The sequence below is a fragment of the Actinomycetota bacterium genome (assembly GCA_040757835.1).
GTDB lineage: Bacteria > Actinomycetota > Geothermincolia > Geothermincolales > RBG-13-55-18 > SURF-21.
Map to the genome: position 1 here is coordinate 309,366 of JBFLWJ010000003.1, position 17,874 is coordinate 327,239.

Genomic DNA, 17,874 nt, shown 5'->3' on the forward strand with positions numbered 1-17,874 from the left:
CGTCCTTCTGCCTGATTGCCTATATGTTATCATTTGGGAGGCGGTAAAAGCGCGCGTGTGAGGGGACGCGCCCGATCACGATACGGGAGGTCATGGGGTGTTAGAAGTGCCCGTACTGGACCCGGAGGAGGCGCTCCCTCACATCCTCGGTTTCATCCGCGAGCGCACCGCTGCGGCGGGCAGGTCGCGGCTGGTGGTGGGGCTCTCCGGGGGGCTGGACTCCGCCGTCTCCACATACCTCGCCGAGCGCGCCCTGGGGAGGGACAACCTCACCGCGTTCCTCATGCCCTATAAGACCACCGACCCGCAGAGCACCAAGGACGCGCTGCTGGTCGCGTCTGAACTGGGGATCGCCCACAGGATAATCGACATCACCCCCATGGTCGACGCCTACTTCGACCGCCTGCCCGAGGCCGACCGCAAGCGGCGCGGCAATTACATGGCGCGCACGCGCATGGCGGTGCTCTACGACCAGTCGGCTGCGCGGGACGCCCTGGTGCTGGGCACCGGCAACCGCACCGAGGCCCTGCTGGGCTACACCACCCTGTGGGGGGACATGGCCTGCGCCTTCACCCCCCTGGGCGACCTCTACAAGACGCAGGTCAGGCAGCTTGCGGGCGCCCTCGGGGTTCCCGCGCGCATCGTCGGCAAGCCCCCCTCCGCGGACCTCTGGCAGGGACAGACCGACGAAGGGGAGATGGGCCTCACCTACGACGAGGTGGACCGCCTGCTCTACGCCATGATCGACCTGGGCCACGGCGATGCGGAACTGGAGGCGGACGGGTTCGGGCCTGCCCTCGTCCGCAAGGTGCGGGACATGGTGGAGGCATCCTCCTTCAAGCGCTGCATGCCCCCCTCCTGTGGGGGGGTCAGCCCCTGACATGTGACATTTGTATATCTGGTCGTGGCCATTCGATCTCGTGAACCGTAAATGTCACATGTCAGGGGCTGACCCCATCACTATAATGAAGGCATGGAGAAGCTCAAGGTCCTCGAGGTGTGCAATCTCGACCGTTTTGCCGTCTCTCCCTACATGTTGCCGGTCTTCCGCTGGTTGGTGGAGCAGGGCCACGAGGTGCACGTTGCCTGCCGGGTGACCACCTTCGAGGACAGGCTGCGCGGGGCCGGCCTCGTCGTGCACGATCTGCCCATCACCCGCAGCGTCACTCCCCTGCAGGACCTCAAGGCCTACCGGCGCCTCAAGTCACTCATCCGCGAAGGCGGCTACGACATCGTTCATACCCACAATCCCAAGGACGGCGTACTGGGGAGGACCGCCGCCTGGAAGCTTGGGGTCCCCGCGGTCATCCACACCTGTAACGGTTTCTACTTCTCCCACCGCTCCTCGGGCCCGAGGCGGTGGCTGGTGACCAAGGCGGAACGCTTTGCCGGCAAGCGCTGCCACCTGGTCATCTTCGTCAACACCGACGACCTGGCCCTGGCCGCGGCCAAGAGGATCGTGAGCCCGCTCAAGGCTAAACTTATATACAACGGGGTGGACCTGGAGCGTTTCCGACCGGGGGAGGACGACGGACTCCGGGACGAGCTGGGTATCCCGACGGAGGCGACGGTCCTGGGGTACCTCGGCGAGATCAAGCGGGAACGGAACCTGGACGTGATGGTGGAAGCCGCTGCGCGCCTGACATCCGGGCGTGGCGATATCTACCTGGTCATGGTGGGAGATTCCTCCATGGAACCGCGGGAGCCGGAACGCCTGCGCCGGCTCGCCTCCGGACCGGCGCCCGCCCTCGCCGGACGCATCATCTTCACCGGATACCGCTCCGACCCCGAACGTTTCTACCGCATCTTCGACATCTACGTGCTCCCCTCGTCGCGGGAGGGGTTCGGGGTGACCCTCATCGAGGCCATGGCCACCGGGGTGCCGCTGGTCGCGTGCCGGGTGCGCGGCCCTAGGGACATCGTCGAGGACGGCAAGGACGGTATACTGGTCGAGGACCGCGACCCCGTGGAACTCGCAGAAGCGGTGAGCTTCTACCTCGACGCCCCCGAGGCCGTTGCCAAATACACGGGGCGGGCGCGCAAGAAGGTGGCGCGGGAGTTCGACCACGCGGTCATGCGAGACAAGATCTACGGGGAATACCTCCGCCTGGCGGGGTCAGCCCCTGACATGTGACATTTTCTCGTTCTGACAAGATTGAAGAAGATACCGCTATTGAAAATGTCACATGTCAGGGGCTGATACCATTAGGAGCTGAGGAAGAGCTTCACCGCGGCCGTCCTCGAGCTGACGCCCAGCTTGCGGTAGACGCCCGAGATCACCTTCTCCACCGTCTTCGGCGACACGAACAGCCTTGCGGCGATCTGCTTGTTGCTCATCCCCTCGCTCATCAGCGAGAGGACGTCCTTCTCGCGCGAGGTCAGCATCTCGATGGGCGAGGGTTTCGCCGCTGGGGCGCCTTCCCCCCGCACGGAGGCGACGATCATGTCCAGGACCTGCGGGCTGAAGGTCTTCTCGCCCTGGTAGGCCTTGCGCACGGCGCTAACCAGTTCGGAGCTGGCCACCTTCTTCAGCAGGTAGCCGTCGGCGCCCGCCTGCAACGCCTGGTTCACGTATTCGTAGTCCTCGTACATGGAAAGCATGATCACCTTGATCAGGGGGTGGGACGCCTTGAGCTGCTTGCATACCTCGATACCGGACATCCCCGGGAGCTTGATGTCCAGCACCACTACGTCGGGGATGAGCGTGGCGGTCCTCTCCAGGCACTCGCTTCCGTCCTCCGCCTCCCCCACCACCAGGATGTCCTGCTGCTTCTCGATGAGGGACGCGAGCCCCTCGCGCAGGATGGCGTGGTCGTCGGCCAGGAGCACCCTTATCCTCTCACCCTTGGCGTCCGGCATCGCGCATCACTCCCGCGGCGCTTCCAGGGGCAGGTGGACGGCTATGGTCACGCCGCGCTCACATGGCGGGCACTCGAAGGTCCCGCCTATCTGTTCCGCCCGTTCGCGCATGTTCACCATCCCCAGGTGCACCACGTCGTCCTCTGGAGGCGCCTCGAAACCGCGACCGTTATCGCTTATCACCAGCTCTATGCCGTCCGCATTGCGGCTGAACCTCACCATGGCCTCGCTGGCCCCGGAGTGCTTGATGATGTTGTTGCATGCCTCCTGTACGATGCGGTAGAGGTTGATCTTGGTCTCGCCCGGCAGCTCCCCCTCCACACCGGCGGTCACCAGCGAGAACTCGATGCCGTGGTCGGCGTTGAGGCGCCGTACCAGGTTGCGCAACGCCTCGCTTAGCCCCAGGTCGTCCAGGACCGGCGGGTGCAGGGACGCCGACAGGTCGTGCAGTTGCTTCACCACCTTGGAGATGGATGACGAAGCGGACTCGATGTGCTGTCGCATGTCCTCCGGCGTGCCCTCCTCGCTCAGCGCCAGCTCCAGGTTGACCAGGGCGTTGGTCAGGTTCTGCCCGGTGTCGTCGTGCAGGTCCCGCGCCACCGCCGCCCGCTCCCGCTCCTGGATCTCCACGAAAGACTGGAAGAGCGCCTTGAGCTCCGTGTTCTTGAACCACAACTTCCGGGTGAGATCGGTGTTCTCCTTGATCTGCTCCGAGAGCAGGTACTGCTTGAAGCTCATCTCCGTCAGCACCTGCGCGATGGCGTTGACCACGGAGAGCAGGAACTCGACCTCCTCGATGTTCACGTTGCGCACCTGCGAAAGTGAGGCCAGCAGGGGCTCGGGGTCCACGCCCAGCTCCTCCGCCAGCCGGCGGTACTTCTCGGGATCCGCGGGCTCCATGAGCGAGGCGTCCCCGCTGATCATCCCCACCATCTCCCCGCCCAGGATGAGGGGGGCGTCGAAGCAGATGAATCCCGCGTGGCAGATGCGCACCCTCGGCTTAAGGTTCCTCTTCAGCTCCGCGAGGCCGCCTATGGCGGAGTTGTAACAGCGCATCACGCCCTCCAGGGAGTCGATGATCAGCTTGCAGTGCTCGCCCCCGGCCACGCTCACCACAACCGGCATGCTGTTCATGTCCAGTACCCACAGGCGGACGCCGGTGATCTCCGCCAGCTCGTTCACCAGGTTCTGCAGGTACTTGACGTCGAGGACCTCGGAGAATGCGATCTCGCGCAGTTGCAGCGGGCGGATGAGCTCCGTATAGGCGGAGGGGGCCGAGAGGATGCCTATCTCCTGCAGGAACAGCCCTACCCCCATGGTCCACAGCTCCATGAAGGGAAGGAGCATGTCCAGCCGGAGCCTCTCGTCGCGGACCATGGCCAGGAAGAGATCCCCGAACTCAGCCGCGGTGGTAACGTCCTTAAAGGCCTCCAGGTCGCCGGGGTCCACGAAGTGGATCTCGAACAGGGGAGTTGCTTTCTGGGGGTCGATGAGGCCGATCTCCCCGTTCTTCTTCCTGCCGGCGGCGCACCCCCCCGGGGCGGATACGCGCAGAACCGCGCCGTCCTTGAGCAGATCGAGGGCGGAGCTAATCGGGCTGTCCGCGCTGATGAACAGCCTCTCCGCCAGTTCCTCCAGCAGCTCCTGCACCGCCATGATCAAGCCTCGTTTCCTTTTACACCTTGATTATACCCGGGGCACCGGTGCGTTTGGGGTCAGCCCCTGACATGTGACGTTTTCACAACCAGCATACGTTTCACGAACGAAAAATGTCACATGTCAGGGGCTGACCCCATCCTTCCAAATCCTATCCGAGAGAGACGTAGATGCGGCCGTCCTCCACTTTGACCTCGTAGGTCACAAAGGGCCTGGCCTTCCTGGGCGGCTTCTCCTCCAGTCCCGCCCAGTGGAGCACGCTGCCGCCGGCCAGGTCGAAACGCGCGCCGTGGAAGGGACAGGTGATCACGGTACCGTTGAGTCTCCCCATGGACAGGGAGCCCCCCTGGTGGGGGCAGCTGTCCGAGGCGGCGTAGTAGTTGTCTCCCACCCGGGCGAGCACTACGGCCCGGCCGCCGGCCTTGACCTTCCTGAGCCCGCCGTCCTCCAGGTCACTGACTGACGCTACCTCTATGTATGAGCCCATGCAATACCTCCCATGGGGCCGTATCTTCATTCTTCAATTCCCCTATTGTGGCACCAATGGGTTGCGCTTCGGGCGTGGAGCTTAAGAACGAGGACAAGACCCCTAGCCCACTTGTGTGGCAGGGGTGGTCCTCTTCCCCTTCAGCACGCTGCCCACGAACTCGTCGATCTGTTCGTCCATCGCGCTCATGGGCAGCATCCTGCGGATCCAGGAGTCACCCTGCAGCATGAGCGTCGGCAGCTTGGAGCGTTTCATGATCTCGCTGCGCACCACCGAGAACACGCTCCAGGTCTGCTTGCATGAGTGGTGCCCGCAATAGATGCAAGCGTCGGCATCGAGCTGCGAGGTCCAGTAGGCGATATCGTCCGCCCACTGCGCGCTCATGGACTCCGCCCCTACCTGCCGCGTCATGGCATAGTCCCAGCAGGTGTCCGCCAGACCGTCGATCATGGTGTCCTTGGAGGAAAGGTCCACGGGCTGGAAGAAAAAGGAACCCAGCAGGTCACCCAGGACGGTGATGCCCCGTTCCTCCATGCGGTTGAAGAAACCGTACCAGTCCCAGTAATAATAGGTGTAGATCCAGAAGCAGCGCGCCACCTCTTCCTGCGCGGGGTACAGCCCCTTCTCCATCCTCTCCTTCACCGTGTCGATCATCATGCGCAGGATATCCAGGCCCACCTCCGTCCCCCACAGTACGTAGCGCACGGCGTAAGCGTAGAGGGTGAAGAGGTTGGGGCAGGGGTTGGGGCGGATCTTGCGCAGCTCCCACAGGTCGTAGTAGAGCTGTGTGGCCTCGTTGGCCCTGGAGAGGACCTCGCGCATATGGTCCTCGTTCAGCTCCTCGCCCACGAACTCCTCCATGTCCCTGACCAACCGGCGGAAGTAGGTGCGGTAGGCCCTGCGCCCCCGCGGCGAATCGTCCACCGGCTTGTCCAGGATGAACTGCGGTACGCCGATGTAGCGCGCCACGAACTCGTGGATCTTGGAGTTGGCGTCGCAGCTGCCCGGGGCGGCCGAGATGACCGCGTCGGGCTCGAAGTCGGCCCCGGTGAGGGCCGAGCCCAGCTCGATGGTGTTGGAGGAACAGAGGTAGTCTGGGAGGCCCAGCCCCATGGCGAAGTCCCAGTACCTCTCGCCCTGTCCCTCCAGCGCCGCCACTCCCGACACGGTGAGGACTTCGCTGGTCAGCGGGTAGGCGTTCTCGAAGCAGTAGACGAACTCCGGGGGGAAATTGAAGGGCACGAGGATGATCTTCTTGCCCCTCGCCCTGGCCTCCGCGGCGCCGTCGAACCAGTGCTGCATACCCTTGAGAAGCGCGATGCTGGTCTTACGGATGCGTGGCGCCAACACCGCGCTGATGGCGCTGGACATGTCCTTGGGAAGGACGTGGAGGATGCCCTCCACTTCCTCGTCGCTCATGTCGTCCGGGAAGTGCTTGAGCAGCCCGTAGATGCCCATGGACCGGTTGACCAGGCCCTCGTAGTCCTTGAACTCTCTCTTTGCCATTGGCGCTACTTCCTTTCTCCCTCCCCCCGATCAAGCCCCGCCCGTCGCTCCGTCCCCCCGGGGTCAGCCCCTGACGTGTGACATCATCACACCAGCATACGTTATCCCGCCCGTCCGAACCAAAGAAATGTCACATGTCAGGGGCTGACCCCATCCTTTATTCCTCCTCGGCGGAGATGGCGGCTCCGATGGCGCACGCCAGCTGCGGGTCGAAGGGGAAGGAGTGGAACTCGCCCCTTATCTTCTCCCGCGCCGGCCCCGTCACCGACTGGTATTTGGCCACCCCACCGGTGAAGGTGTAATCGTCCTGGAAGCCGAACTTCAGCGCCTGCGATATCATTATTTTGGCCACGGATTCGCATATCCCCGCCATGATATCCGCCGGTTCTACCCCCTCGTTGACATGGGTTATGAGTTCGCTCTCCACGAAGACGCCGCACTGCGAACTCACCGGAACCTTGTTGGTGGAACGCGCGGCCATCTCGTCCAGCCCGTCGGCCGGGCATCCCAGGGCCGCCCCCATGACGGTGAGGAACTTCCCGGAACCCGAGGCGCACTTGTCGTTACGCATGAAGTCCACCACGCCGCCCTCCTCGTCCAGGAGGATGGAAGTCACGCTCTGCCCCCCGATGTCCAGCACCAGGTTGGCGCCGGGCACCAGGCGGCTCACCGCCTCGCACAGGCACGAGATGTCGTCGCGCTTGACGTCGCCGAAGTCCACCATGTCGGACCCGCGCCCGGTGACGCCGATGCCGGCCAGCTCGTCCCGGGAGACCCCCGCCGCCGCCAGCACCTCGTCCACCAGTACCTCCACCTCCTCGGCGACGTTCCCGGTGGTGTCGATGACCTTTGACGCCAGCAGTTCGTCGCCGTCGATGACCACCGCCTTGGTGTAGAGGCTGCCTATATCCAGTCCCAGGTATTTCATGAGTTGCCTCCCATGCGCCTGGCCATGAGGGCCGCGCCCAGCGCCCCCACGATCTGCGAGTCTGCGCCGTACTTGATCAGCCTGACGTTGAGCATGCGCTCCAGCTCCGCGCGCACCGCCACGTTCTTGGCCACGCCCCCGCTCATGGTCACCTCTTTCTCCAGGCCCACGCGGCGCACCAGGGCGGCGACGCGCTCGGCCATGGCGCGGTTCACCCCGGCCGCGATGTCCGCCTTGGAGTGGCCGCGCTGCAGGTAGTGCAGGACCTCGGTCTCGCAGAATATGCTGCAGCGGCTGGAGAGCTCCAGCACCTTCTCCGCCCCCAGGGAGACCGTGCCCAGCTCGTCCAGGGACAGCCCCAGGGTGCGCGCCTGCACCTCCAGGAAGCGCCCCGTCCCCGCCGCGCACTTGTCGTTCATGACGAAGTCGATGAGCTCGCCGCCGGGGCCGATGCGTATGACCTTCGCGTCCTGCCCTCCGATGTCGATCACCGTGCGTGCCTCTGGGACCAGAAAAGAGGCCCCCATGCCGTGGCATGATATCTCGCTCATGTTGTCCTGGGAGAGCCCTTCCGCCTGCACCTGCTCGCGGCCGTACCCGGTGCTGACGCAGAACTTCACCTGGCTCCAGGGCACGTTCTCCTCCTGGATGAGCATGTCCACCACCGCCTTGGCCGACTGCACCGGGTTGGGCTTCACCCCCATGCTCTTGTAGGCGTGGATGCCCTTGCCGTTGATGAGCACCGCCTGCGCGGTCAGCGAGCCAACGTCTATGCCGCCATAATACATCTCATACCTCCCTGCGCTATCGTATTGCCTGCCTGTTAATCACTTCCTTGCGGCCCGCTCCGGCCGATCTCCGGGCGTGACCCCTCGGCCCGCGGCTTCAGCCCACCTTGCGGGTGGGTGTGCCTTCCGTCCTCACCACGTTCTTCACGAACTCATCTATGGATTCCTGCAGAACGCTGATGGGGGTCATCCTCTTTATCCACGAGTCGCCCTGCAGGATCAGCGTCGGTATCTTCTCCCGTTTCATCAGCTCACTGCGGACCACCGAAGCCCCGCTCCAGGTCTGCTTGCACGAGTGGTGCCCGCAGTAGATGCAGCAGTCGGCGTCAAGTTCCCGCGAGGCGAAGGTTATATCGTCGAGCCATTGCACAGACATGGAATCCGCCCCCATCTGCCGCGTCATGGGCATGTTGCGCGCCGTCTCCGCCACCCCGCGCAGCATGGTCTCGCGCGAGGTAAGGTCGATGGCCATGGGGAAGACCAGGTCCAGCCCGTCTCCCAGGTGGGTGATGCCGTTCTCCTCCATCCAGTTGAAGAGGCCCGCCATGTCGTAGTAGTAACTGGTATAGGTCCACAGGCTGCGGGCTACCTCCTGCTCTGCCGGGTATTCGCCCCTCTCCAGCCTCTTCTTGCAGGTGTCCACCATGGACCGCATGATGTCCACCGCGTCCTGCGTGCCCCACTTGGTGAAGCGGGTCCCGTAGGTCATGAGGGAGAAGAGGTTGGGCACCGGGCAGGGCCTGAACTTGTGCAGGTCCCAGTACTCCCAGTACAGCTCCGAGGCCTGGTTGGCGAGGCCCAGCACTTCACGCATCCTGTCCTCGTCCAGCTTCTGACCCAGGAAATCCTCCATCTCCTCCACCAGCTTGAAGAAGTACCTGTAGTACTGCTCGATGCCCCGCTGGCTGTTGTCCACCGGCTTCTCCAGGTAGAGCAGGGGGATGTCCATGCAGCGGGCCAGGAACTCGTGGGTCTTGGAGTTGATGTCGCAGGAGCCGAAGCAGTCGCTGATGATCACGTCCGGCATGAAGTCGGCCTCCGTGAGCACGGAGCCCACCTCGATCATGTTCGCCGAGCAGGCGAAGTCCGGCAGCCCCAGCCCCATGGCGTAGTCCCAGTACCTCTCGCCCTGCCCCTCCAGCGCCAGCACGCCCAGAGTGGAGAGGACCTCGCTGGTCACCGGCCAGGCCCCCTCGAAGAGGTAGACCGTCTCCGGCGGGAAGTTGAAGGGGACGAGGAAGACCTTCCCCCCCTCCTGCTTGGTGCGGTAGGCGCCCTTCAACCATTCGTTCATCCTCTTGAAGAAGAGGATGCTCGTCTTCCTGATGCGCGGCGCCAGGAAGGCCTGCATGGTCTTCTTCAGGTCTCCCGGCAGTACGTGGATGATGCCCTCCAGCTCGTCGTCGGTCATGTCGTCGGGCAGGTAGTCGATGATTGAAAAGGTCTCGAATGCCCGGTCGATGAGACCCTCCCTCTTCCTTATCTCCATCTTGCCCATGCGAGCCACCCCCTTACTTTCCCAGCCTCTCCAGGAAGGCCTGCACGCGGGTCTTGATGCGCCCCGTGTCCGCCTGCGAGCCGTAGTCCTTCTCCAGCACCAGCACGGGGATGCCCGCCTTCTCCAGGTCCATGCGCTGCGAGACCGCCTCCACCCCGTGCAGGTCGCAGAACTTGTTGTAGGTGATGATGGCCCCGTCCACGCCCGCCCGCTCCGCGGTGTCCAGGATGTAGGCGATGCGCCGGTCGTAGTCGGTGAACATGCGCGGGCAGAAGAGGTGTCCCAGGTAGCGCTCGGCCAGCAGGCGCAGGGGGTCGCCGTCCTCGCCCTCGCGGTTCCAGAAGGCGCGCGAGCCGAAGCAGAGGGCGTCGGCCGCGATGAGCGCCCCGGTGGACTCGATGTCCGCGATGAGGTCCACCTCGTCGGTGGCGCTGCCCATGATTATCAGGCGCGCCTTGTAGCCGCTCACCCTGGCGTTCTCCTTCTCCGCCAGCACCTCGTCCAGCATGGCCGCGAAGTCCGCTCCCATCATCGACGAGCCGGTACAAACCAGCTCCATGACCTCGGCCCCGCTCACCGCGGGCGGCACTTGCTCGCGCAGGGCGTAGAGCCGCTTCAGCTTCGCGTTGACCTCGTCATAGGTGTCGATGGCCGCGCGCAGGTCGTCGTCGGTTATCTCCCTGCCGGCAAAGGCCGCCACCGCGTCGCGCATGAGCGCCAGCTCCTCGGTGAAGTACTCCAGGGAGTCGTCGCGCAGGAAGTGCGGCACCTTGAGGTAGTGGAAGAAGTCGTACTCCTTCACGTGCTGCCAGTTCTCGAACATGCCGCGCAGGTGGTCGCACCCGTTGGTCTCGACCAGGCCGTCGAGGAAGTCGTAAGAACCCTCCAGGCCCAGCTGCAGGCAGGAGCGGCAGAAACGGCAGTTGAAGCGGGCCAGGTAGGCGTCGCCCAGCTCGGTGTCGGGGTGCCCGAAGGCCTTGATGCGGTAAGGGAGGACCCCCGCTGCCTCGATGATCTCCACCGGCGTGGCCACGCAGGCGTAACCGAGCACCTTGCCGCCCTTCTTCTTCCAGTCACGCACGTAATCCGTTTCGAGGTCCGTCGATTGCCTCTGCAGAGTCGTCATGCCGACCTCCCCCTTACTTCCTCAGTTTGCGGACGACCAGGACGGTGGCGGCCAGTCCCGCCAGCGCGGCCGCTCCGGCACCCGCCGCCATCATCGCCGGCTTGGCCAACGGCTTGAGGGCCTTGCGCACCACTTCCGGGTTTTTCATCAGGGCCTTGATCCCGGCCCCGGCCAGCTCGCCCGCGGCCAGCACCAGCTGGTCCGTGTCCACCACCGCCAGGAAGCGCGCCGCCTTGTCGGCCATGACGCCGGGGTTCTGCCACGCGAAGCGGTTGAAGGCCGCCAGCCCGGCGTTTATCATCTCCCCCACCGCCTCCGGCTCCATGGCCGCCTTTATCGTGGGGTCGGCCAGGGCGGCCCCGGCCACCTGCAGCGCGGCCGTCTTGCCCGCCGCTACCAGCTCCTCGGTGTCCAGGCCCGCCAGCATCCTGCCCGTGTGCCGCGCCAGCTCGCCCGGCCTGGCCTCGAATACCTTGTTCATGTAAACGGCGCCGTAGTTGATGATCCTGGCCACTTCGCGCATGTCGATGGCTTCCTCGTAGCTGTCGATGAAGGCCCCGATGGCTTCCTCCGGCATCTCGGAGAAGCGGCGGAAGGTCTCGGCGGTGGCGCGCAGCCCGGCCCCGACGGCCAGGTACACCCCCCTCACCACCTGCGCGGTGGCCTCCGGGGTGGCGTAAACGTAGTCGGAGATCACCGAACCGATGACCGCCCCGTCATCCTTCAGGGCGAGGAGCATGTTCTTGAAGGCCTCGCCGTCCACGTTTTCCACCAGGTCGCGGCTGACGCGGCTAAACACCTCCTTGAAGCGGGGCTCGTCGCGTCCCAGCACCAGGTTGCCGCGGTGCAGCGCGTTAACGAACCCGGCCAGGGCGTTGACCAGCCCTCCGGTCTCCGCCATGTCGATGTCCTCCAGCAGTTGAAAGACGGCGTTGGCCAGGATCTCCGCCGGAAGGTTCAGCGCCTGCAGCGCCCTGGTCGTGACCCGCAGCGTGAAGTTGGCCAGCGGGGGCACCACGCCCAGCAGGTTGGAGATGGCCACCGGGTTGAAGAGCCCGGCCTCGCCCTGCAGCTCCTCGCGGCGCCCCTCCAGGTGCGCGGTGAGGCCCACGCGTATCTTGCCGAAGTCGGCCGTGTTCCAGATCTTGCGCCAGGTGCGCTCACCGGCCTGCATCATCTCCCCGGCGATGACCCCCAGGCCGGCGATGAGCCCGTCCAGGGCCTTGCGGTCCTCCAGCAACAGCTGGTTGACCAGGGGCGCGTAGGCGTCTGGGAGCGACCGCAGTTTCTCGATGTCCAGGTCCTGGCCCAGTTTGACCAGGAAGTCGCGCAGGATGTCCAGGGTGAAGTTGTTCAGCTGCACCCCCAGCTCGATGAGGGCTTCGGTGATCCAGTTGACCATCTTCGGCGAGGCGCCCAGCACGCTCATGGAGAACGCGACGTCCTCCCAGAGAGACGCCTTCACCAGCTCCCCGGCGTTGTCGGGGTTGATGTCCCGCAGGTGGATAAGCAGCAGTTCCTTGAAGCCGGGGGTGCGGATGAGTTCGCGCACGAGACCCGGCAGCGCGCTGTAACTGCCGCTCCCCGCCCCTCCCTCCTGTTCCGCGAGCTTCTCGATATCGATCTGGTCTACCATCGGCAACACCTCATTCCTTCCCTGCCGCGCCGGGCTTGCCCGTGCCGCCGGTCTTCTTCGCGGCCGGTTTCTTGGCGGCCGGCTTCCTGGCAGCGGTCTTGCTCGCGCCCGCCGGCCTTGCGGCCGCGGCGGCCTTGGCCGTCTTGCCGTCCTCACCCGCTCCGACCGCGGCCACCACGCCGGAGGAGGCCTCCTTCAGCTCCTCCACCACCGGCTCCAGCCGGTCGAGCACGGCCTTGAACTCCACCACCGCCTCCCTCATGGCCTCGAAGTCGAGGCCTTGCACCATCTGCGACATGAAGGCGATGAGCATGGGAGGGGGGAACGTGTTCAGCTGTGCGGTGACTTCCCGGCCCAGCGCCACAAGGAAATTTACCAGCGCCGGCATTGCGGAGACGGTGCCCATGAAGAACTCCACGTCCTCCCACATCAGGGCATTGGCCAGTCCCTTCGCCGTCTCCGGGTCGATGTTGGCCAGGAACATCTTCGCGCTGGCCTTGAACTTGGGGCTCTTGATGAGCTCCCTCAAGAGGCGCTCCGACGCGCCGCGCTTCTCCAGGGTCATCTCGGTCATACGCGCCACCACCTACACCGTCTCGAGGTCCCAGAACCAGCGCGCCACCTCAGCCTGCCCGAGTTGCTTGCCGCCCAGCCAGAGCTGCACGATCTTCAGGTCGCGCCAGTGCTTCTCGATGTCCCAGTCGCGGTCCGCGCCGTAGTTGGACATGAGGTTCATGGCCTTGCCCACGGTCCTCATGCCCACATCGGCGGACCAGTACTTGTACAGCCTCGCCTTGGCCACCTGCTCGTCGCTCCAGCGCGGGCCGTAGATGTCGGTCCGGTCGTTCATGCGGGCGTTCTGGTATCCGACGATACGGACGATCTCCGTGTCCCTGGCGATGTCGGCCAGCTGGGCGGCCACGGCGTCGTGTTCCTTCAAGGGCTGGCCCTTGTACTTCGTCTCGGTGACGAACTCGTACAGCCGCTCGAAGACGTTGAGCAGAACTCCCCCCACGAAGGCGGTCGAGGCCATGTTGCCCAGGGTCACCATCTCCTTGAAGTACAGGGCGTCGAGCCCCGGCCCGTGGGCGCGGTACGACTTGGGCACGCGCACGTTCTCGAACCAGATGTCGCCGTTCTTGTCCGCCGCCATGCCCGCCTTCTGGTAGGGCGGTCCCTGGGTGCACCCGGGGGTATCGGCGGGCACGAAGATGAAGGCGAAATCGTTGACATCGCGCGATCCGGGGTTGGTGGTGCACACCACGCCGAAGAGGTTGCACACCCCGCCGGAGTTGGTCGGCCACAGCTTGTGGCCGTTGATCACCCATTCGTCGCCGTCCAGCACCGCCGTGGTCTGGATGGTGGAGCCGCCCAGGATATCCATGTTCTCGATGTCCGACCCCCCCTGGGGCTCGGTCATGGCATTGGCCGCGAAGACGGCCTTGTCGGTCTCGCAGAACATGGGCGCGAACTCCGCGCACAGCTCGTAGTTCACATGGGGCTCTACCGCGATCATCAGCAGCGGCCAGTAGACGACGCCGTAGGCCACGGCCATGCCGGAGTCCGCCCGGGCCACCTCCTCCATGATGCGGTACATGGAGGTGCCGACGTGGTCGGAGCGGCCGAAGCCCCAGCCCCCCAGGTCCTCGGGGAAGAGCACCCGCTGCAGTCCCATCTCGCCCATGAGCTTGTCGAAGGCCGGCTCGATGAGCCTGTGCTCGGCGTAGTCCTCGTCGAACTTGCGCCGGTAGGGTATGACGTACTTCTCGGCCCAGTCGCGCACGATCCTGCCCAGGGGATCATCCATGGGAGAGATGTTCTCCAGGGGCCGGGTGAAATCATCTATGGTCCTCATGCTCAGCTCCTTTCTCCTCTCATCTGGCCTGGGACTGGTAGAAGTAGCGCGCGTAGTCCATCTTGGCCAGCTCGTAGGGGCCCAGGCAGAGCTGCATGGTCTTGGTGTCGCGCCAGTAGCGCTCGAGGTTCCACTCCGAGGCGTAGCCCGCGGAGGCCATCATCTCCATGGCGCCGCCGATTGCCTTCTCCGCCGACAGGGTCACGGTGTTGGCCACCATGGCCGCGAGTACGTAGTTGCCCTCCTGCCCCGCCGGCCCGTAGATGCCCGGCTCGGCCAGCACGCGGGCCAGGTCGCAGGTGAGCAGGCGGGACACGCTGATCTCCTTGGCCACCTCGGCCATGACCGAGGAGGTCATGGGGTTGCTCTTGAAGACCTGCCCCTTGCCCTTGATGACGCGGTTGTCTCCCCATTCCTTGAGGATCTCGTAGGCGGCGAAGAGGGCGCCCACCGTGGAGGCGGAGATGCCCAGGTAGAGCCAGGAGAGCATGGCGCGGCAGGCCTCCTCGCCACTTGCCACCAGCATCCCCTCGGGGGCCTTGGCCTTTTCGAAGCTGACGGGGGCGTTGCGGTCCGCGGCCAGGCCGGTCTTGAGGAAAGGCTTGCCCTGCTTGATTCCGTTCGTCCCGGCGGGCAGGGCGATGACGCCCACCCCGTCCCCGGAGCCGTCCAGGGAGCACAGCACCCCGAAGACGGCGGCGTCCGCCCCGGAGGCCATCGGCCGCGTATCCGCGGCCTCCACCGACCATGATCCCCTGGCGAGCTTCGCCTTCGCCTGGGGCTCGTCGCGGAAGAGGGGCAGGACCAGGGAGGTGATGGCCAGTGTGTCCTCGGACCCGAAGAGCCCCGCGAGGGCCTCGCAGGCCTCGGCGTTCTCCTTTCCCTCCATGGCCACGCAGCTCTGCAGCGCCCACATCCCGGAAAGCAGCATCGCGATGGAGGTATCTCCGCGGGATACCTGTTCCAGGGCCGCGACCATGGTCACGGCGGCCTTGGGGCTGTTGTGCCCGTCGCCCCCGTATTTCTCCGGCCACAGCAGGCGCTGCAGCCCGATCTCCAGGAGGAGCTGGCGCATGGCGGGCTCCAGGAGCTGCTCGTAGCTCTCCTTCAGCTCCAGCCGCTTGGCCATGACCTCGTTGTCCGCCCAGCGTTTGAGGTTCCCGGCCAGCGACACGTCCATGTCGCTCAGCCACTCGTACATACACGGAAAGATGTCGTGCTCGCTCATGGATTACCTCCCCTTCATCCCAATCCGCCCCTGACCGCGGACACGCGAAAACGAACTGGTAGTGGCTTGAAGTGCTGCGATGCCTCTTTTTCGTACGGCCGATATGTACAAACATGCCGAAACAGTATGGTTATACTATGATTTACCCAGCTGAGCTGGCAATAGGTGAAAGCCCTAGATTCTGGAGGGGGTAATCCCCCATCACCGGCCACGGAAGGGCACTGGCTGAAGGTGCCGCGGGTCATCCGGGTCTACCGCGAGCTGTTGGCGGCCGGCGATAGTTGACGCGGCGGCGCCGTTTCTGAAAGAATCCTCAAGTGGTATGCGTTCAGCGTGCTTCCAGGCCAAGTGCATGCCACCGCGCCGTACCGGTCGATGGCTTGGAGCGCTGAAGGCCCCGGCGAAGAACCCCGGGACATTCTCGCCACGAGCTCCGTCTAAAGGGCTGGCGCCGACCGCGTTGAAGGATTTAGGTGGAAGTAGCATGGACCGGGGTTGGCCCTGAACGTGCCGTGATGAGGTAGTGGGAGGAAGATGAGGCTGGTCAACTGGGTCTGGGGAGGATTCCTGTCCTTCCGGGAGAAGCACCCGCGCTTCAGCGCCTGGCTGGGGCGCTACGGCATCTACCTCGTGGTACTCTTCTTCATCCTCCTCTACAGCATGATCTCGCTGCTCAAGCACATGAACTTCCAGTCCCACGGCTGGGACCTGGGCATCTTCGACCAGCATACCTGGCAGCTATCCAACTTCGAGTTCGGCTTCAACACCGTGCGCATGGTGCCCTCGCTGTGGGGCGACCATTTCCACCCCATCTTCTTCCTGGTGGCGCCGGCCTACTGGATCTGGTCGGACGCGCGCATGCTCCTCATCTACCAGGCGGTCATCGTGGCCCTGGGGGCCCTGCCCGTCTTCTACGTGGTGAAGCGCGACTTCGAGAGCCGCTTCTGCGCCCTGTGCATGGCCCTCACCTACCTCATCTTCTGGGGGACCATGGAGCTCATCTTCTTCGACTTCCACACCGAGGCCTTCCTGGGCCCCGTGCTGGCCCTCTCCTATTTCTTCATCGACCGCGATAACATGGTCGGCTATATGTGCACCATACCCCTGCTGCTGTGGGTGAAGGAGACCACGGCCTTGCTCGTCTTCTTCCTAGGCCTGTACATGATCGTCTTCCGCCGCAAGTACTTCATCGGCGGGGCCACCTGCGCCATCTCCATGGGGTGGTTCTACGCCGTCACCAGGCTCATAATGCCGCCCCTGTCTTCGGGCACCAACTATTTTTACTTCAAGTATTACTCCCATATGGGGGATGACTGGGGCGGCGTGGTGAAGTACCTCATCACGCACCCCTGGGAAGGGGTGAAGCAGCTCTTCGTCCCCTATCACAAGGCCAAGCTGTTCTTCTTCATCCTGGCGCCCTTCCTCTTCCTGCCGCTCATCGGCGGCTTTTCCATCGTGGCCGTGCCGGCGCTGCTCGAGCGCCTGCTCTCCAACTACTACCCCCACTGGGAGATCCTGCGCCACTACAACGCCGTCTTCGCGCCCATCTTCATCTTCGCCCTGCTGGACGCCGTCCCCCGCCTGCACCGCTGGCTGGTCAGGCGCGGGCGCGAGATAGACTACCGCAAGATGGTCTTCGCGATCTGCGTGCTCATCCTGCTAGTCAACATACCGTTCACCTTCACGCGCTCGGCCAAGACCCTCTTCAACCCCTGGTTCTACCAGTTGGACCCCCGCATGGAGCAGATGGGCTACGACATCATCAGCATGATCCCGGAGGACGCCTCGGTGTGCGCGCAGGACATCGTCGTGCCCCATATGTCCCAGCGCGACCTCATCTTCCAGTACGACGGGGACACCTACGGGGCCGAGTACGTCATCCTCAACAAGTTCCTCGACTGCTACCCACTGACCAGCCGCACCCTGGTGTGGGAGATAGCCAGGCTCTACCGCGACCCGCGCTACGAAGCCCACCGCTTCGGCTACGGCTGGGTGGTCTTCACCATCAAGCCCGAATACGATATAGAGGGGAAGCTGCAGCCCCTCCCGGTATAGACCATCCCACGGGGGCTGACCCCGCTGTGAGAGAATGCCACGCGTGAGCGGGCTGACCCCGAGCGGGGGAAACGGGGGGAGCGCAAGGATCCAGGATTATATAGCTCTGCATTAATAATGCAATGTTGAGGTCAAAAAAGGGGAAGCTGGGATTGATGGACACAAGCACGCAACTTGGGCTGAGAAGACCGAAGATCGGCAAAGCAGGCAAGGAGATGGCCTTCGAGATCACAGATATCGTCGGGCCTGCCG

At 64.4% G+C, this 17,874-nt stretch carries 15 protein-coding genes; 3 read left to right on the plus strand and 12 right to left on the minus strand.

Annotated features, from left to right (window positions below):
- Positions 1–97: 97 nt before the first annotated feature.
- Positions 98–880: an NAD+ synthase gene (locus AB1384_05300; protein ID MEW6553683.1), complete on the plus strand. Its 783-nt coding sequence runs from the start codon at positions 98–100 to the stop codon at positions 878–880.
- 93 nt (positions 881–973) lie between these two features.
- Positions 974–2,134: a glycosyltransferase family 4 protein gene (locus AB1384_05305; protein MEW6553684.1), complete on the plus strand. Its 1,161-nt coding sequence runs from the start codon at positions 974–976 to the stop codon at positions 2,132–2,134.
- Between the two features lie 71 nt (positions 2,135–2,205).
- Here AB1384_05305 and AB1384_05310 read toward each other — a convergent pair whose 3' ends face one another.
- From AB1384_05310 to AB1384_05365, 12 genes are all read right to left on the minus strand, one after another.
- Positions 2,206–2,859, minus strand: a complete 654-nt coding sequence (locus tag AB1384_05310; protein ID MEW6553685.1) for a response regulator transcription factor — start codon at positions 2,857–2,859, stop codon at positions 2,206–2,208.
- A gap of 6 nt (positions 2,860–2,865) precedes the next feature.
- The gene (locus AB1384_05315; GenBank protein ID MEW6553686.1) at positions 2,866–4,515 is read right to left on the minus strand and encodes a PocR ligand-binding domain-containing protein; all 1,650 of its coding nucleotides are present in this window, start codon (positions 4,513–4,515) and stop codon (positions 2,866–2,868) included.
- Between the two features lie 151 nt (positions 4,516–4,666).
- The gene (locus AB1384_05320; GenBank protein ID MEW6553687.1) at positions 4,667–5,002 is read right to left on the minus strand and encodes a non-heme iron oxygenase ferredoxin subunit; all 336 of its coding nucleotides are present in this window, start codon (positions 5,000–5,002) and stop codon (positions 4,667–4,669) included.
- A gap of 102 nt (positions 5,003–5,104) precedes the next feature.
- Positions 5,105–6,508: a 2-hydroxyacyl-CoA dehydratase family protein gene (locus AB1384_05325; GenBank protein ID MEW6553688.1), complete on the minus strand. Its 1,404-nt coding sequence runs from the start codon at positions 6,506–6,508 to the stop codon at positions 5,105–5,107.
- Between the two features lie 157 nt (positions 6,509–6,665).
- Positions 6,666–7,436 (minus strand): acyl-CoA dehydratase activase, encoded by a 771-nt coding sequence (locus AB1384_05330; GenBank protein MEW6553689.1) that lies wholly within the window; start codon positions 7,434–7,436, stop codon positions 6,666–6,668.
- Positions 7,433–8,224 carry an acyl-CoA dehydratase activase gene (locus AB1384_05335; protein MEW6553690.1) on the minus strand — a complete coding sequence of 264 codons (792 nt, stop codon included), beginning with the start codon at positions 8,222–8,224 and terminating at the stop codon, positions 7,433–7,435. Before AB1384_05335 ends, AB1384_05330 begins: the two co-directional genes overlap by 4 nt.
- Positions 8,225–8,321: 97 nt before the next feature.
- Positions 8,322–9,722 (minus strand): 2-hydroxyacyl-CoA dehydratase family protein, encoded by a 1,401-nt coding sequence (locus AB1384_05340; protein ID MEW6553691.1) that lies wholly within the window; start codon positions 9,720–9,722, stop codon positions 8,322–8,324.
- 13 nt (positions 9,723–9,735) lie between these two features.
- Positions 9,736–10,848, minus strand: a complete 1,113-nt coding sequence (locus tag AB1384_05345) for a 2-hydroxyacyl-CoA dehydratase family protein (protein MEW6553692.1) — start codon at positions 10,846–10,848, stop codon at positions 9,736–9,738.
- Positions 10,849–10,861: 13 nt separating this feature from the next.
- Complete coding sequence (locus AB1384_05350; protein ID MEW6553693.1) at positions 10,862–12,484, minus strand: hypothetical protein; 1,623 nt, start codon at positions 12,482–12,484, stop codon at positions 10,862–10,864.
- A 10-nt stretch (positions 12,485–12,494) separates the two neighbouring features.
- Positions 12,495–13,058 (minus strand): hypothetical protein, encoded by a 564-nt coding sequence (locus AB1384_05355; protein MEW6553694.1) that lies wholly within the window; start codon positions 13,056–13,058, stop codon positions 12,495–12,497.
- Between the two features lie 12 nt (positions 13,059–13,070).
- A complete protein-coding gene (locus tag AB1384_05360) occupies positions 13,071–14,339 on the minus strand; it encodes an acyl-CoA dehydrogenase family protein (GenBank protein ID MEW6553695.1) in 1,269 nt (422 codons plus the stop codon).
- Between the two features lie 19 nt (positions 14,340–14,358).
- Positions 14,359–15,567, minus strand: coding sequence for an acyl-CoA dehydrogenase family protein (locus AB1384_05365; protein ID MEW6553696.1), 1,209 nt, complete (start codon positions 15,565–15,567; stop codon positions 14,359–14,361).
- A 534-nt stretch (positions 15,568–16,101) separates the two neighbouring features.
- Here AB1384_05365 and AB1384_05370 point away from each other — a divergent pair.
- Entirely contained in the window at positions 16,102–17,622 is a 1,521-nt protein-coding gene (locus AB1384_05370; GenBank protein ID MEW6553697.1) for a DUF2079 domain-containing protein, read from the plus strand.
- The last annotated feature ends 252 nt before the right edge of the window (positions 17,623–17,874 follow it).

What these genes read in the sequence shown, in the direction of transcription:
- AB1384_05305 (MEW6553684.1), top strand. Translation starts at nt 974, where the DNA reads ATGGAGAAGCTCAAGGTCCTCGAGGTGTGCAATCTCGACCGTTTTGCC.
- AB1384_05310 (MEW6553685.1), bottom strand. Translation starts at nt 2,859, where the DNA reads ATGCCGGACGCCAAGGGTGAGAGGATAAGGGTGCTCCTGGCCGACGAC.
- AB1384_05315 (MEW6553686.1), bottom strand. Translation starts at nt 4,515, where the DNA reads ATGGCGGTGCAGGAGCTGCTGGAGGAACTGGCGGAGAGGCTGTTCATC.
- AB1384_05320 (MEW6553687.1), bottom strand. Translation starts at nt 5,002, where the DNA reads ATGGGCTCATACATAGAGGTAGCGTCAGTCAGTGACCTGGAGGACGGC.
- AB1384_05325 (MEW6553688.1), bottom strand. Translation starts at nt 6,508, where the DNA reads ATGGCAAAGAGAGAGTTCAAGGACTACGAGGGCCTGGTCAACCGGTCC.
- AB1384_05330 (MEW6553689.1), bottom strand. Translation starts at nt 7,436, where the DNA reads ATGAAATACCTGGGACTGGATATAGGCAGCCTCTACACCAAGGCGGTG.
- AB1384_05335 (MEW6553690.1), bottom strand. Translation starts at nt 8,224, where the DNA reads ATGTATTATGGCGGCATAGACGTTGGCTCGCTGACCGCGCAGGCGGTG.
- AB1384_05340 (MEW6553691.1), bottom strand. Translation starts at nt 9,722, where the DNA reads ATGGGCAAGATGGAGATAAGGAAGAGGGAGGGTCTCATCGACCGGGCA.
- AB1384_05345 (MEW6553692.1), bottom strand. Translation starts at nt 10,848, where the DNA reads ATGACGACTCTGCAGAGGCAATCGACGGACCTCGAAACGGATTACGTG.
- AB1384_05350 (MEW6553693.1), bottom strand. Translation starts at nt 12,484, where the DNA reads ATGGTAGACCAGATCGATATCGAGAAGCTCGCGGAACAGGAGGGAGGG.
- AB1384_05355 (MEW6553694.1), bottom strand. Translation starts at nt 13,058, where the DNA reads ATGACCGAGATGACCCTGGAGAAGCGCGGCGCGTCGGAGCGCCTCTTG.
- AB1384_05360 (MEW6553695.1), bottom strand. Translation starts at nt 14,339, where the DNA reads ATGAGGACCATAGATGATTTCACCCGGCCCCTGGAGAACATCTCTCCC.
- AB1384_05365 (MEW6553696.1), bottom strand. Translation starts at nt 15,567, where the DNA reads ATGAGCGAGCACGACATCTTTCCGTGTATGTACGAGTGGCTGAGCGAC.
- AB1384_05370 (MEW6553697.1), top strand. Translation starts at nt 16,102, where the DNA reads ATGAGGCTGGTCAACTGGGTCTGGGGAGGATTCCTGTCCTTCCGGGAG.